This window comes from Paenibacillus spongiae (assembly GCF_024734895.1).
Lineage (GTDB): Bacteria > Bacillota > Bacilli > Paenibacillales > Paenibacillaceae > Paenibacillus_Z > Paenibacillus_Z spongiae.
In genome coordinates this window covers 3888414-3903433 of record NZ_CP091430.1, presented here as the reverse complement: position 1 = coordinate 3903433, position 15020 = coordinate 3888414, and the positions used below count along the sequence as shown (strand labels likewise).

The 15020-nt window shown below is 48.4% G+C and carries 14 protein-coding genes and 2 pseudogenes; 7 read left to right on the top strand and 9 right to left on the bottom strand.

The genetic code is table 11. From position 1 onward, the window contains the following. Positions 1 to 105: 105 nt before the first annotated feature. The 6 genes from L1F29_RS17885 to L1F29_RS17860 all read right to left on the bottom strand — a co-directional run bounded on the left by L1F29_RS17885 (position 106) and on the right by L1F29_RS17860 (position 3870). The gene (locus tag L1F29_RS17885; protein ID WP_258383422.1) at positions 106 to 699 is read right to left on the bottom strand and encodes a chloramphenicol phosphotransferase CPT family protein; all 594 of its coding nucleotides are present in this window, start codon (positions 697 to 699) and stop codon (positions 106 to 108) included. Between the two features lie 205 nt (positions 700 to 904). Continuing rightward, a complete protein-coding gene (locus L1F29_RS17880) occupies positions 905 to 1117 on the bottom strand; it encodes a hypothetical protein (protein ID WP_258383421.1) in 213 nt (70 codons plus the stop codon). A 236-nt stretch (positions 1118 to 1353) separates the two neighbouring features. Beyond that, the gene (locus L1F29_RS17875) at positions 1354 to 1941 is read right to left on the bottom strand and encodes a cupin domain-containing protein (protein ID WP_258383420.1); all 588 of its coding nucleotides are present in this window, start codon (positions 1939 to 1941) and stop codon (positions 1354 to 1356) included. Between the two features lie 512 nt (positions 1942 to 2453). Continuing rightward, positions 2454 to 3038: a TMEM175 family protein gene (locus L1F29_RS17870; protein ID WP_258389723.1), complete on the bottom strand. Its 585-nt coding sequence runs from the start codon at positions 3036 to 3038 to the stop codon at positions 2454 to 2456. Positions 3039 to 3110: 72 nt separating this feature from the next. Continuing rightward, positions 3111 to 3407, bottom strand: coding sequence for a hypothetical protein (locus L1F29_RS17865; protein ID WP_258383419.1), 297 nt, complete (start codon positions 3405 to 3407; stop codon positions 3111 to 3113). Between the two features lie 88 nt (positions 3408 to 3495). Beyond that, positions 3496 to 3870: a hypothetical protein gene (locus L1F29_RS17860; RefSeq protein ID WP_258383418.1), complete on the bottom strand. Its 375-nt coding sequence runs from the start codon at positions 3868 to 3870 to the stop codon at positions 3496 to 3498. Between the two features lie 89 nt (positions 3871 to 3959). Here L1F29_RS17860 and L1F29_RS17855 point away from each other — a divergent pair, with 89 nt between their 5' ends. Both L1F29_RS17855 and L1F29_RS17850 read left to right on the top strand, forming a co-directional pair. Next, positions 3960 to 4865, top strand: coding sequence for an AraC family transcriptional regulator (locus tag L1F29_RS17855; protein ID WP_258383417.1), 906 nt, complete (start codon positions 3960 to 3962; stop codon positions 4863 to 4865). Positions 4866 to 4976: 111 nt separating this feature from the next. Further along, positions 4977 to 7535 carry a DUF5695 domain-containing protein gene (locus L1F29_RS17850; protein WP_258383416.1) on the top strand — a complete coding sequence of 853 codons (2559 nt, stop codon included), beginning with the start codon at positions 4977 to 4979 and terminating at the stop codon, positions 7533 to 7535. Positions 7536 to 7854: 319 nt separating this feature from the next. Here L1F29_RS17850 and L1F29_RS17845 read toward each other — a convergent pair whose 3' ends face one another. Then, entirely contained in the window at positions 7855 to 9489 is a 1635-nt protein-coding gene (locus L1F29_RS17845; RefSeq protein WP_258383415.1) for an alpha-amylase family protein, read from the bottom strand. A 276-nt stretch (positions 9490 to 9765) separates the two neighbouring features. Then, positions 9766 to 9888, bottom strand: coding sequence for a PCYCGC motif-containing (lipo)protein (locus L1F29_RS34450; RefSeq protein WP_373876549.1), 123 nt, complete (start codon positions 9886 to 9888; stop codon positions 9766 to 9768). Positions 9889 to 9915: 27 nt separating this feature from the next. Between L1F29_RS34450 and L1F29_RS34445 the strand changes: the two genes are divergently transcribed. From L1F29_RS34445 to L1F29_RS34440, 4 genes and pseudogenes are all read left to right on the top strand, one after another. Beyond that, positions 9916 to 10005 carry a hypothetical protein gene (locus tag L1F29_RS34445; protein ID WP_373876415.1) on the top strand — a complete coding sequence of 30 codons (90 nt, stop codon included), beginning with the start codon at positions 9916 to 9918 and terminating at the stop codon, positions 10003 to 10005. Positions 10006 to 10145: 140 nt separating this feature from the next. Next, positions 10146 to 10703 (top strand): annotated as a pseudogene (locus tag L1F29_RS17840) (response regulator transcription factor); the annotation flags it as partial. Positions 10704 to 11406: 703 nt separating this feature from the next. Continuing rightward, positions 11407 to 12957 (top strand): stage V sporulation protein B, encoded by a 1551-nt coding sequence (gene spoVB, locus L1F29_RS17835; RefSeq protein ID WP_258383414.1) that lies wholly within the window; start codon positions 11407 to 11409, stop codon positions 12955 to 12957. 82 nt (positions 12958 to 13039) lie between these two features. Beyond that, positions 13040 to 13167: pseudogene (locus tag L1F29_RS34440) on the top strand (aldo/keto reductase); the annotation flags it as partial. 53 nt (positions 13168 to 13220) lie between these two features. Here L1F29_RS34440 and L1F29_RS17830 read toward each other — a convergent pair. Continuing rightward, a complete protein-coding gene (locus L1F29_RS17830) occupies positions 13221 to 13706 on the bottom strand; it encodes a cupin domain-containing protein (RefSeq protein WP_258383413.1) in 486 nt (161 codons plus the stop codon). A gap of 203 nt (positions 13707 to 13909) precedes the next feature. On the opposite strand from L1F29_RS17830, the gene L1F29_RS17825 reads away from it, so the two are divergent. Continuing rightward, the gene (locus tag L1F29_RS17825) at positions 13910 to 14935 is read left to right on the top strand and encodes an AraC family transcriptional regulator (RefSeq protein WP_258383412.1); all 1026 of its coding nucleotides are present in this window, start codon (positions 13910 to 13912) and stop codon (positions 14933 to 14935) included. Positions 14936 to 15020: the final 85 nt, after the last annotated feature.

Sequence of the window (15020 nt, the reverse complement as noted above, 5' to 3'; positions counted from 1 at the left end):
TTTTGAACTAACGTATCCCGTTAGCTTAATTCCGAAATCTTGTGGGCAGACCGAGGGGCAATAGCCCCAATGCTTGAATATGTTGTTATCTGATGGATTTGCCTACTATGAAACACTAATCTCTCTTTTACTTAATTTCTTAAATGCAGAGTAACCCTGATCGGACTTAACAAAACTTAATATTTTATCGACACATTCGGTTGGACTCAACTTTTCCGTATTTACTTCAAGATCATATTCATTATAGGAATATACTCTGTCGAACTGGGAATGTGCTAGTCCAATTAATCGATCTCCCCTGCTCTGCTCTCTTCTTGTGAGTTCTTCTTTCGAGCATCGTATGCCTACAAACAATATAGGATGATCAACAAGTAAATCATAGAAATCATTAAAGTACTTGTCATTTGCGATTATGGTATCTACTATTACATTAAAACCCAGTTCTGATAACAATTTAATTGTCGAATGGTACACTGAGCATATGGAATGATCAACTATTTGTGAGACAACTTGATGATCTATTCCTCTTGGAGGTTCATCTGGAAATTTATTATTAACAAAATCATTGTAATTATTGAAAAAATCATCAATTGATAAATGATAAAAAGGAATTTCTTTCTGATTTATCATTTCAGTCGATATGGAGGTCTTTCCAGAACTTGACGTTCCGTTCAAAAACACAATGAGTCCTTGCTTCACATGAATCACCCTTATCTATAAGATTTGCGTTTCATTCGGACAACCTTATTTCAACAAATTTCATTAAATTATCCAACTGATAAAATATTCGAGGAACGATTCAACTATCCTGCCCGTTAGTTGAGAACGGCAACCGTACATTCGGCTGCCGTTGATTCCTTTTATATTGAGCTATCGTATCCCGTTAGTCTAAGCTGTTCACAAATCAAGTTTTTAGAATTCCATCTTTATGTTCCTTTAAATCAATAAAAACAGGCTTTTGTACTAAATTAATTGAGTCGATGTCTATGTCAGCAAGGCTCTTAAATATTAATTGCAATGATTCATTTTCACTATCCTCAAAGTTTAAAGTCATCCCATCCTTTGCTATTTTTCCTTCTAATTCAGCTATTACATTGAATAGAAACATGACAAACACGACTTCATTTCCATCTGGATATGTACCCGTAAGCGCAACGCGGCCGCCGATCCATGCCAGCAGCCGCGTAGTTATTTATTAAGCTATCGTTTCCCGTTAGTTCAAACCCTGGTCATAGATATGGTACTAATGAACATTATTCAAAACGAGTTAATCCACAAGGAAAGCTGTATTCTTCAACTCTAAGCAAGATCAGGGCCGGGAACCCTGTAACAAGTTGCATCTCGGCCTTTTGTTTACGAAGACTGATTCAGGAATGCTTGCGTGCCTATCCTCCATTCAATATCTCTTGAAGCAGGCGGACCTATGACTACTGTTTGGTCGATAGGCTTGAGCACATCAGCAAGCTGGGTCGCATTCACGCCATAGATCATCTGGAACACCTCGGGAGGTGTCATTCTAAGGATGTCAGACCCGAATACGACCTGCGTGGCATTATTATCGAAAGCAGACACAAAGTGGGTGTTATCCATCGTCGCGGTTTGCCAATGCCACCAACCCATCGGGATATACACCGTCTGGGGGGGCTTGACGCGGTAACTAAGGATTTGCCGGGAAAATGGATTAAGAATGGAGACGGCAACTTCTCCTTGTACTACGTATTGAAGTTCGGATGCGTTAGGGTGCCAATGGGGCTCTACGCTATGGCCGTTACTCAGATAAACGTCGAGTAGGCCTAGGTTTTGCATTACGGGTAACTGCTTAGCGAATTGCTGAAGAATGAAGTTTTGAGCGTTTTGCTGGAATAATGGTGCTGTACTTAAGTCGAAAGATAAATTCAAAGAAGGAGAACTAAGGGCGGCTATGGCGCTGTCGGTTGGCACTGTATCCCACCTTCTGGATTGGATAATTGAAACTATACATAATATATTCACGTGCCCAGATATACGTGCGGCATCCAAAAAACTGAAATAGATACGTTCAGATTCATCCCATAATGAAGACAGTGTTAATTATTATAATATTTTGGATTACTGCCCGTTAGCGTAATGAAAAATGGAGCAGCTGTAAGGTGCAGACTGCTCCATGGTGCATTGAACTAACGTTTCCCGTTAGTTCAACAATGCTGCCGATCGATCATGCGGCCAGCCTCCTGTTGTAGTGTATGAAGCTATCGTCCCCCGAGAGCTCAACATTAAACTCTTAAGAGTGCTCTGATTCCTGAGGATATCCGTAATTCAGGGCGTATCCCATGAGGATATGCGACGCGTCCGCTTGTACGGATACAGCCGATTGCATGATTCGCGGCCACTCCTGCTGTGGTGAACAGAGCCGAGTCGAATCCATCTTGCTCAAATTTCATTGCCATCGAAGTGATATCCCCCTCTTTACCAACTTAGCGGCCTCGGCCTCGCAGGGCGTGCTCGATTCGCTTATCAGGCAAGAACCAGATCATGGCAACAAGTACGAAAAAGAAGCCGGATATCCAAGGACTCGCATATGCGGTCAAGGCCGCGATCAAGTAGAGCAAGGGAGATAATTTGCCCTTCCAGTCTTTGCCCATCGACAGAACAAATGAGGAATCACCAGAATGCTGGTTAATAATCGCGCGCTGAAGCAGCCAGTATGAAAGCGCCGCGAGTAGTAAAATAATACCGTACAATGCCGTTGGCGTGGCTGCAAAATGGCTTTCCCCCATCCAAGCTGTCGTGAACGGCACAAGGGATAACCAGAAGAGAAGCAGCAAGTTGAGCCACATCAACCGCCCGTTCATTGTTCGAACCATGTGCAGCAGATGATGATGATTGTTCCAGTAGATGCCGACATATACAAAACTAAAGATGTAGCTAAGAATCTTTGGGCCGAGTTCGATCAGTGCATACCAGTCATGGCCTTCCGGCACTTTAAATTCCAACACCATGATCGTAATGATGATCGCCAACACACCATCGCTGAACGCTTCCATTCGATTCGCTTTCAGAGTATTTCACCTTTCCTCGCTTCGTGATTTTCAACCTAATACCAGTAACTTTGAATAATATCCTTTATATTGTCAAGCATAACTTTCACGAGTTTTAATCTCATATTCCAACAGTGATATACCTCTCTCAACTATGCTGCCCGTTAGCTCAACGTCCTTATATATTTCATTGTCAAAAAGTAGGAAGCCAACCATTGTATCGTTGGCATAAATACCATAAGGCTTGGATGTGGGTTCCTTCACAGCGTGTATTAGAGAATCGGAATTTGGTGCTACCAGTTCTTGCTGCTCCTTCTTCGGGTTTAGATGAATACACTCATACTCGTTCTCTTCAGTAATAGGACGAAGCTGAACAACATAGTCAGTCATAAGATTATCCCCTTTAAACAACGTGTCAGCCTGTTGTGCTAATGTTCTCCGTTATCTCAACGGACAGGTGAGGAGCGGACTGCCGTTACTAGCCGATCATCATGAACATGGCAATCGTGCTCTTCTCTGATTCCACTGGCAATAAAAAGTGCCCTTGTTCCAAGGCGTGCCGGAGGCACATCATCCGCATGTTATAGCCGGATACGAACTTCAGTTGCCGGTGAAGACGAGCCGGTACATCGCGACCGATAATGGCATACACCGACTTGTAGAAGACGTCCATCTCGGCTTGTAGCTGTTCATACGGCGGAAGTTTCGCAAGGTGACGGACCTTGGGTTCTCGCTTGAACACAGGAAAGTTCGGCACAAAAGCGTCCTCTGACTCATGGGCATTCATTTCACCTGCCCGATCCCACAGGTTATGCATAAGAAATGAGATAACTGCCTTTTCCTGTTGTTCCAATATCGACCTATCAATTTATTAGACGACATTCTTTTTATAATAATATAAACTGAATTAGTCGAAATCCTTTGCGGGAGTTGAGAATCGCCTTGAAAATCGTCAAGCTTAGCATTGAACAGCCGGTCATGTTCGCGTCCGCGGGCAGCTTTACCGCCGACCGTCAGTGGATTCACCAGCAGCGGACGAATAACAGCTTCGAGATTATGATTGGCATTCGCGATGCCGTCTATATGGATATCGACGGCGGCAAGTACGTGATGAGACCGAAGCAAACGCTGATCATTCCGCCGAATTCCTCCCATCGAGGCTATGCTTACTCCGATAAGAACTGCTCGTTCCACTGGCTTCACTTTTATTGCCAAACCGACTATTCCCTCTTGGACGAGAAAGAATTCCAGGCAGATCTGCACCGTCTGAACGCGAATCCGTATTTTAACGAATTAGGCGCGTACGCCTATATCCAGCTTCATTCTTCGCCTCCGGAGATGGAGAGGATTCATATTTTATTCCACCAGCTGCTTCATATTATGGAATCCCGTTATACGACCCGACATGGGATGGATTACGCGGTCACTTCCCTATTGATCGAGCTGTCCGAACAGACGATGGCCGACTATAATGCCCTTGGGGGAAACGAAGCGCTGCTGGATACGGCGGACAAAAAGCTGAATAAAATGCTGGAATGGATCCGGATCCATTCCGACAAAAACATCTCCGTGCAGGACGTGGCGCTGGAATTCAAATACAACAAGGACTACTTGACCCGCCTGTTCAAGCTGAAAACGGGAATGAACATGCAGGAATACATTCACCGTCTGAAAGTTTCGAAGGCGAAGGCAATGCTGTATCAGACCTCGCTTAGCATCAAGGAAATCGCCTATGCCCTCGGCTTTCAGGACGAGAAATACTTCATGAAGCTGTTCAAAAAGCACGAAAACTTGACGCCCAGCGAATATCGCAGCGCCTATTACCGCACGCATATGAACATCCGGTAAATACGGTCGGAATCGTCCACCTATTCTGTTCGGCCGTACACTGACGGGCAAACGGCTAAGGTGATATCTTGGACTCGAACCTTAGAAATCCAAGAGAGAAGGAGATTTTTCATGATCCCCCTTAACCTAAACGCCCACCTGATCGACCGGACTACAGGCAATCTGTATTACTTCGGCGTCCATGCCGGCGATGATTCCTGCAATTTCGTAGCTAGTCCGACGGAGCTCGGTGTCGTCGACGATCGTGACCGTTCCATGCCGGTTCCGGGCTATGGCTCCGTGTTTGTAACCTACCGGCAGGAGCAATCGTCCCTGGCTTCAGGCGCTTCAGAATCGCGATGGCTGGATTTCCGTCCCGTTGGCGAGTCGGACGATTATGCGAGCGATCTCGGCGGCTTTACCGTACACAAGTCTTTTCGGCAATCGGATGATCTGCTCTATATGGAAATTATCCTCTCCAATCCTTCCTCCTCCGCGTTGCGCATCGATGAATTGGCCGTTTCTGTGCCCGTGAACAACAACTATACGGATTTTCGCTACAGGCCTTCTTACATGTACGAGAAGAGAGTTTACGAGCATATTTATCCCGGCGGCACCTCAGGCTACCAGATTATGCAGCGTTTAAACGGTGATGCCCCGCTTGCGTACGCCATCCCGTTAAAAGAAACTTCTTTCGAGCATGCCGCGCATCTCCCCGGAACGACTTCCCTTGTCAGGGAAGGCATCCCCAATCATTCCTGGCCGGGCAGCAGCGTCATTTATTTGCATGCAAAGGGATATTTGGAGAGGAACGGCTACCAAGAAATCATGGGACGCGGTTCCGCTACAAGCCGGCTGCTCCTTCCCGGAGAAGAAGCGTCCTATCTGATCGAGATCGGCATGACCGACGGCATGGAAAGCTTTCGCTCCCTCCTGGTCGAACGCGGAAAGCTTGCCGTGACCGCCATTCCGGCGATGGTATCGCCGATCGACAGCCCTTTCACGCTGCTCGTCCGGTCGAGATCCACCGTCTCGCTGGAATCCTCGGACCGCTACTCGGCCGTTCTCACAGGCAGCAGTGGCGACCGGCATACGTTCAGGCTGGAATTCCGCGAGCCGGGCGAGTATGAAATAACGATCCGTAATGCCGAAGGCGGCTCTGCTCCGGTCCTCGTCCACATTACCGAGCCCGTGAAGGAGCTCGTTCGCAGACGCGCGGACTTTATCGCCCGCCATCAGGTTTACCGCAAGGAAGGCGACGCGCTGAACGGCGCGATTCTGTGCTACAGCCGGCGGGAATTCATCGGCAACCGGCCCTATCCCCAGGGCATACTCGCTCAGGAAGACGATATCTGGGGCAGCGGCTCCTACGAGGGCGGCATTACCGAAGCGATGTTCCTGGCGATCAAGAACGCGGCCGACCCGGAGCCGGGTGAGATCGCGGTCCTTGAAGCCTATGTCCGCGACTACGTGCGGCGCTATTTGCAGAACCCCGAGACGAATGAAGTGTTCTGGTGGTGCGGCAATTTCAACTCGGTCCGTTCCTTCAATTACATGCATGTCGCGAATTTGTACTATTACATGCACGTCATCGCCAAAACCTATCAAGCGACCGAATTATTCGACTCGAACGAGTATTTGCTGCTGGCCTACTCCACGCTGATGAAGATGTTCGAACGGGCCCGGAAGATGGATCTTGTCGTCGGTAACATGGGGGGAGAGGTCATGTTCCGCACGCTTCACGCCATGGAGGATATCTACGTTCCGGAGTATTACGAGCTGCTGCTTCGCGTAAATGAATTTCAACGCAATCTGTTCGAGCACAACGTGCCTTTCGGTTCCGAGTGCGCCTACGACAACACCGGCTATGAGATGGTTATGACGATGGCCGATGCCTATGACGATACCGCCTGGATGGAACGGCTCGCCAAGATCATGCTAGCCGTCCGGGGCGAACAGCCCGTCTGGTGGTGGCACGGAAGCGATATCCGCTGGTGGGACGCGGAGCGGGACTTCAGCGAGTGCTGCCATCATTACACGTCTCCGCTCAACTCCGGCGGTCTCCTTCGAGCGCTGGAGCGCGGCCTGCTGCCGATCGGGCATGAGACGCTGTCCACCATCCACGGCGGTACGCTGGGAGCTTTCAGCAAAATCCACGCCGACGGGACCGGGAGCATGAGCTACTGTTGGGAACAGGAATCATCCAATTTCGGATTCCATGCCTTCAGCGGTGATATCGGTCTCGGACTGTTCGGGGCGCTGACCGACTTCGGTGCCTATGTATACCAGCCGGCAGGGGAATCATTGCAAGGTTACTTATGCGATGCGCGCGATGACGCGGAGAGCGGCATGCTCGACGTTCGACCCGTAAGCGGAGCGGGCAATCGGATCGCGTGGCATCTTGCGGATAAGGAAGGCGGCTCAAGTCGTGGCAGAGTCGCTCTGACGGCAGGCTTTATCGAGAGGCTGTTATGGAACCGGCGCACCGGTACGATAGAGATTGTCGCGCATAACGACACTTCGTATGCGTATCGTAACGAAATCGCGTTCACGCTCCCCGTGCCTCTGTACATGGAGTTGACGGTGAACGGTCAGAGAACGCTTTTGCGTAAAATAGCCGATCATGAAGCGAAGGCTTCGTTCGCGATCGGATCGAGAGAACGGGTTGCCATCGTGCTGAAAGTTCGATAGATCAAGCCGGATTCGGTCGGATTCACGGCTTTGGGCGACGGCGCCAGTTGCCCGTACTGCGCGCAGGCACCCGGCGCGGTTAAGCTTTACAGAGGTTGATCACGTCCGAAGTAAGTCCGTGCGGGTATTCCGTTCCTTTGCCAGAAACGAGAGCACCGATATCTTGCTCACCGCTTAGCGTTGCATGACGTCGATCGAATGTATGCGGACCACATGAACCCGCGAGACATGCACCACCTCCGCCCGCATTACTTATAAACCACAGAAACAAGCGCCATCCCGTTCGTGCAACGGGATGGCGCTTGTTCGTTTGTTGCGCTTACAGGCTGGAACGGCCGGCGATGCCGGGCAGCGCCTGCTTCCACTTCCTCGCTTGCTCGATGACCGATTGCGCAGCCTCGGCATGTTCCGTGATCGTATCCGACACGATAGACAGCGTCGGGATCAATTCCGGAAACTCCCCTTCGGGCAGCCCGACAGCCCAGCGCCAGGACCACTCGTGCACGCCGGCCGATCCCCGGCCCAGGGCCGGGTGGGCCAGATAATGCGATTGCCTCGTATATCGGTACAGCGCATGCTCGTACGCTCCAGGACTTCCGGCTTCATGAAACAAACCGAACGTTCCCCATAACGCATCGTAGCTGTTCTCACCGAACAGCAGTAAGCCGGGGTAGCGGGCTCTCATCTCGTCCGCCCACGCCATCGTTCCCTCGTAAGGTGAATACCGCGGATCGTTCGCCCAGAAGCTCGAGATATCCAGAAAGATGCCGTCGACCCCGTATTCGTCCACCAAATAACTGGCTCGCTCGATCATATGCCGCCGAAAGTCGGGATGACCCATATTGGCGAGCACGCTGTCGTTCTCGACGGCAAGGTCGTAATCCCAGTCCACCCAGTTGATCCGGCATTCGTGGCCCCATTCGTCGCGCACGGCCGCATCCTGCAGGCCCAGCTGTTCGGCGAACCGCAAATTCAGCGCGTTCGCTCCGAGCATGGGCACAACGCGGATGCCCAGGAGACGGGCTTTGGCCATAAGAAGCTTGAATCCTTCCGCGCCGCCCATGTACGGACTCGGCTCGTATTGCGGATAATTATAATAATAGCGGCCGTCCCAGGCCGGCAGAAACGCGAGCACCTCACGTCCGGGAATCCGCTCCACGATCCATTCCAGCTCGCGTTCCATATCGGCGAACGTGTTGAATACATGCCCTGTCCAATGCTCGCCGTGCAGCGTCACGATCAAACGGATACCGCCCAGCCAGTCCGGAATGTCGGTACGCCTCTCGAATGGCACCAGATGAAAGCAGTCCTCCAGATCTCGGCATCGTTCGGCGATGACGGCGGCCCGATCGGCGCATCGGCCGATATGCCAGGGCGGAGATACGATCTCTTGGTTCCGGAACCGCTTGTCTTCCTCATGAGCCAGATCAAGCGCGTACGTCTCCAAATATGGATCGTAATGAACGGCAAAGCCTTTACCTCTCACCCGGTCGTCTTTGGTCATGGCGTACCATTCGGCACCCGACGCTTCTTCCGCGAAGACAAGCGGCATCTTCATGCCGAAGCCGGGATACCGTTTCGCACGAATGGCACGATGGGATCCGATGGCCTCCCTCTTATCCTGGTCGTAGGTCAACGCCGCGATATCGATGCCGAACACCTCAACCATCATCGATTTGCAGACTTCGCCGCCATGCTTGCCCCTGGCGCTAACGATATAGCGTCCGTCCCGGCCGCGAACGATTTCCAGCTCGATTTCCCCGTCCGCCTTCCGTTGATTGCCCGCCCAGCACAAGCCGTCCGCCCTCATCACGGTTCGGCGCTCGTCCCCGGTGATCGCGACGCGATCGGGATCGGGAGCGTAGACATTCGATTCCGTGTATAATCGGACGGCAAACCGCAGCTCACCCAAAGCGACGAGCGTGTCGCCGAAATCATAACCAATCGTATACAAGCGTTGTCCTCCTCATCGATTCGGGCCGGTCCCCCCACATCGAGGCGCGGCCTATCCCTTAATTCCCGTCAAGCAATTAAATAGTTCTGGCTGAAAAGAAGACGACGATGGCCGGCATTACCATTGTCATCCTGTTTATGTTTAAGATGAATGCCCCCTAAAGATATCACCTGACCCCTTTTTTTGCAGTATACCGAGAACAATAATAGGTGGCGGATTCCGACCATCGTTATGGGAGAGCGGCTTCGCCGTCTTTCGCGTCTGACCCGCCATACGCTAGGGGTCAATCCCAACGTAATGTTTTTGTCCTATCTTTCTTGATCTGATAAACAAGAATTTTTTGTTGCTTTGGTGGCATGCCATTTCTCCACATCGGCAATAACAAGGAACCCAGTCCAGTATCTCCGAAGTTTGGCCTGGTTGTGCATGGAAAAAGACATTCGTTTACTCATGCTGCATGGCGAGGCTCTTTCCGAGGATCTCTTCAAGCTAAGAACAGGCGTTTCTGGAAAATGATTAAAGTTAGGCCAAGCAAGTGGTCGTCAGCTTCATCTCCATGTACCGTGGAATAACGCAATGTTGCACGACTTGTTGTATGATAATCGTGGATGAACAATTCATACACTGGAATTTTACAGCTAGGAAAGAGGGATGTCATGGCTACGATACTTGTTGTTGACGATGACGCGAATATTCGCGAGCTCGTGTGCTTGTTTTTGCGTAACGATGGATTCGAAACCGTTGAGGCTGCCGATGGAAAGGAAGCGTTGGCCGTTTACGGCAGAACGCATGTCGACCTGGTTGTGCTGGATATCATGATGCCTGTCATAGACGGCTGGACGCTATGCAAGGAGCTCCGAAGAGCGAACCCGGATCTTCCATTACTGATTCTCACGGCCAGAGGAGAAACGTGGGAGAAAGTGAAAGGTTTTGAACTCGGGACGGACGATTACTTGACAAAACCGTTCGAACCATTGGAACTGACGGTTCGCGTGAGAGCATTGTTGAAAAGATACCGCATTGGTTCCACCAATATCATTCAATTGGGCAGCGTCATTCTGGATCGCCAGACATACAAAGTAACCACGGGTACGGAGTCGCTTGCGCTGCCGCTGAAAGAATTCGAGCTGTTGTACAAACTGGCAGGTACGCCCGGTCAAGTCTATACGCGGGAACAGTTAATCGATCAAATTTGGGGCATTGACTACACGGGATGTTGACTTGCCTTTGAAATCCATGCAGTTTCTTCAAGAATCAGGTCTGATGAGATTGCTCAAAAAAGTGAGCGGAGATCCATATGAGTCGCTTGCATTTGATGAGCATACTAAAGAACAGATACGCTTGATATCGAATCAAGTCACGAGCAATCCAACGATGATGAATGAGTTGAGACACTTGGGGTCCAATTTAAAAAATTGAGAACAACTCACCTACCCTCATGATTTGCCGTTGCTTCTATTCGTTCAATCGAATAACGAAAACAATGAGCAGTGGGTTCCACTGCATGAGGAGCAAGTCAAACAATCCGCACAGGGCAAGATGATTCCGATGGAAGGTTCACATTACTTGCACCATACGAAGTTCAAAGAAATTGCTGAAGAATTTATGGCTTATATGGAGCAAATTCAATAATAGGCGTGCAATTGATTGAACCGCGTTGGCATTGAAGTAACGTTGGAATAGAAAAAGTTAAGCTATCGAAAGAAGTCGCCACTATGGCGGCTTTTTATTGTATGTAACAAAAAACAGACAGTAGAGTACCTTTATTGAAAGTTATCAAAGGACATAATCGTAAAAAAATCCGCGCCGCTGCATTACATTGCTTGTTCATAAATGAGTCTCCCACCAGCTCGTTCGCATGCTTTTCCAAATGTTGAATACATATTTAAGTATGATATAAACAGGAGGAAACAAGCTATGGTGCAACACGGACAATCGTTCATGCGAGGAACGCTAGTCTTGTCTGTCGCTGCTTTCATCAACCGCATTCTCGGCTTTATCAGCGGCATGTATATTGCACGAGTACTCGGCGCGGAAGGAATCGGCCTATTGATGATGGCGCATCCGCTCGTCCCTCTCGTCATTACGATTACGGAGCTTGGATTGCCAGTGGCAATTTCGAAGCTGGTCGCGGAGGCCCACGCCCGAGGCGAACGATTGAAAGTGAGGCGTATCCTGCACGTGTCACTAGCCGTCACCGGCATCTTGAGCATAACGCTTACGTTCATCTCGCTGCTAGGATCCGAATGGATCGCATCCATCCTGCTGAGCGATCAACGCGCCTATTATGCGATGCTCGCGATTACTCCGATCGCGCCGATTATCGCTGTCTCCGCGGTGTTAAAAGGATACTTTCGCGGCATGCAGCAGATGAGGACCATCGCCACCTCCGATGTGCTCGAGCACACGGTGCAAATCGCCTGTGTCCTTGCATTGGTACACCTATTGCTGCCTTACGGCATCGCGTATGCGGCTGCGGGCGCAATGGCTGCATCAGTCGTCAGCGAAGCGATCAGCCTCTTATTTCTAGTGGTAAGCTACAAACTGCACGGCGAATCGAAGATGCCGGGCGAGACATGGACAAGCCACTTAAAGCAAGGAAGAAGCACTCTTGGAGAGCTGCTGCAGATCGGTCTGCCGACGACCGGGCACGGCGTTGTTCATTCGTTATACAGCACCTTCCAACCGCTTCTCATTACATCCAGCCTGGCGCTGGCCGGAATCGGCACGGTGTTAGCCACGAAGCAATTCGGCCTGCTGGCCGGCTATGTGTTTCCATTGCTGTTCATGCCCAGCTTTATTACGCAGTCCTTGTCCACCGCTCTCATTCCTGCGATTGGCGAGGCAGCGGCGAACAAGAACAGTTTGCTTATGCATGAGAGGATGAATCAGGCGCTAGGCTTGGGACTTCTGATCGGCGCGCCGGCGACCGTCATCCTATTCGAGTGGGCATCTCCACTTACGACGCTTGTATACAACGCGCCGGAAGCAGGATTGCTGCTCAAAATATTGGCGCCTTTGTTTTTTTTGCATTATTTTGACGCACCGCTGCACGCGATCCTGCTCGGTCTCGGCCGAGCGAAAGCTACACTGTGGAACTACGTGACAGCAACGATTTTCAAAGCTGTCTCGATCTTCGTGTTCGGCAGCCAATTCGGCATTATCGGCATCGCGTACGGCATCGGCATCGGAATTGTCATGCAAACACTGTTAAACTTCTTTTCGATCTCAGGCTCGATCGGATTTTACTGGAGTATTCGTCCTTATATCAAGGTTGGGGTCTGTATGCTGCTGATGGCGATATGCGGGAGCTGGACCTATGATTATCTTACCGTCCAAGGCTTACCGCTGATATGGAGCGTAATCGTTTCAATTGTCTGGTCCTTACTCATCTATTTCATTACACTCGTATTGACGGGTACGTTGATTTGGAAAAGTAAGCTACAGAGGTTTTCGATTCCATGGTAAATAATTGTTTGATAAAAAAATGACGCATTAAATGCGACATCTAATGTGATACTATGTTCTTGTCTTCCGTCATCAAGGCAGCGATTTTGAATTAGAACAAGAGGATATGAAGTCGATTGCTACGTTAGATACGAAACAAATAGCCTGTTCTTTTCACATCGTGATCCTGAAATGGTTAAATGGATTGGAACGCGTAAACTGGATATTTAATCGATACCAATCAAGGGGCTGCAGCCGCTAAGTAGCTGCAGCCTTTTTGTCATTCAAGTCTGTGTCCCCCTCCTACAATCCAATCCATGAATTAACGCTTGATGATGATTCAATGATTTTAACAAGATATATTCCTCATCTGTTACTGGTTCGAACCATATTGGAGGTCCTAAAGTTACATCAGGATCGATAGCAAGATATATAAACCAACTATCGGCTGCTGCACCTTGCCAGTGCTTCACATTAGGAGGTATTTCTACGACATCGCCTGCATGAAGTTCCCGAGCTGTTTTCCCCTCTTCCTGATACCAGCCCCTTCCGTCAGTAATGAGAAGAAACTCTCCAGTTGGATGTGCATGCCAATCAGTGCGACAGCCTGGTTCAAACGTTACAATTCCAATTCCGCAATTTAGTGGACTGTCAGGTGTAGTGAGCTCTTTGAAATATTTCACGCCTATAAAATACTTGGAAAATGCTTCTGGAACTTTTTCTCCTCTTGGGAATAATGTGCTTTCACTTAAAGGAATATTCACATCCATTACTTTCCTCTCCTTTCACGATCCAGCAAAAAGCAACGCGAAGAGAATAAGCTTCATCCAAACAATCATATAAGCATAAATAAGAGAATTTAAGACTAACCTTATCGGATATATTAACGCATAAAACTCCTTTATCCAATATCTATTGGCGTCTACTTGACTGACCAAAACTGATATAATGTCTACGGGAGGCGGTTTCATTCATGAATTATGAAGAATTGGACCATTTTTTATTTGGATTGACAGACTTGGAGATTAAATTAATAGATAACGATCTTACAGATGAAATAATTAAAAGTCGGATTCTTTCTCCTGCAACAACTCACCCTTCCATATACCACTACACATTGGATGAGGATAGGCTTAGATTGAATGTCACAGGAGAAATCTTCGCCATCTCCAGACATACCAGGTTTGTCAAAATGCTAACGCACACTCATAACTTATTTGAGATGAATTACATTTATAGCGGTACCTTTTATCAAGAGATTCAGGGTGAACGGTTTGAGTTAAAAGAAGGAGACTTGATTATTCTCAATAAGAACGTGGAGCATTCCATTGAAAAAAGCGAGGAAAATGATATCCTCATCAACTTCTTAGCGAAGAATGAATTTTTTGATAGTTCGTTCATTTACAAAATCCTTGGGGATAATATACTTGGTAAGACAATAGCTTCGATTATCGCAGATGCTTCTAGAGAAAAGAGTTTTATATTATTCCATACGTCAACTAATTGGCAGATCAAACAAACAATCCAAAACATATTATGCGAGTCATTCGGAAGTAAAAATGCGAACCGAGAGATTATTAAATCTTATCTGACCATCCTTTTCAGCAGGTTATTAGAAAGTGATAGTTACCAATTGTTTTTGAACAACGGAAACAGAAAATCGAGTATCTCTGTAATTGAAATAATAGCCTACATTAATAAACACTATCTAAGCACGACATTAGTACAAACGGCTAAGCACTTTGGGTATTCAGCAGAACATGTAGGCAGGATCATCAAAAATGTAACCGGTAAATCCTTTTCTACATTAGTACAAGAACAGAAGTTTATACACGCTGCGTTGCAGCTAAAACTAACCAATCAAACCATTGAGGAGATTTCCAAAGAAATCGGTTATAACAATTTAACATTTTTCTATAGGAAGTTTTATTCCTTATATGGAGTTACACCAAAGGAATACCGCAGATTGGCCATGCAAGGTGAAAGTAATTCAGTATAGCTAAATGAATAATGGATGCCGCGTATTGCATATCGAATATGCGTCCAAACAAAAAAGGGCAGCTGATCTTCCGATCGGCAGCCCA

Coding starts and splice junctions, on each gene's coding strand:
- L1F29_RS17850 (WP_258383416.1), top strand. CDS start 4,977: ATGATCCCCCTTAACCTAAACGCCCACCTGATCGACCGGACTACAGGC.
- L1F29_RS17825 (WP_258383412.1), top strand. CDS start 13,910: ATGAATTATGAAGAATTGGACCATTTTTTATTTGGATTGACAGACTTG.
- L1F29_RS17865 (WP_258383419.1), bottom strand. CDS start 3,407: ATGACTGACTATGTTGTTCAGCTTCGTCCTATTACTGAAGAGAACGAG.
- L1F29_RS34445 (WP_373876415.1), top strand. CDS start 9,916: ATGGAAAAAGACATTCGTTTACTCATGCTGCATGGCGAGGCTCTTTCC.
- L1F29_RS17830 (WP_258383413.1), bottom strand. CDS start 13,706: ATGGATGTGAATATTCCTTTAAGTGAAAGCACATTATTCCCAAGAGGA.
- spoVB (WP_258383414.1), top strand. CDS start 11,407: ATGGTGCAACACGGACAATCGTTCATGCGAGGAACGCTAGTCTTGTCT.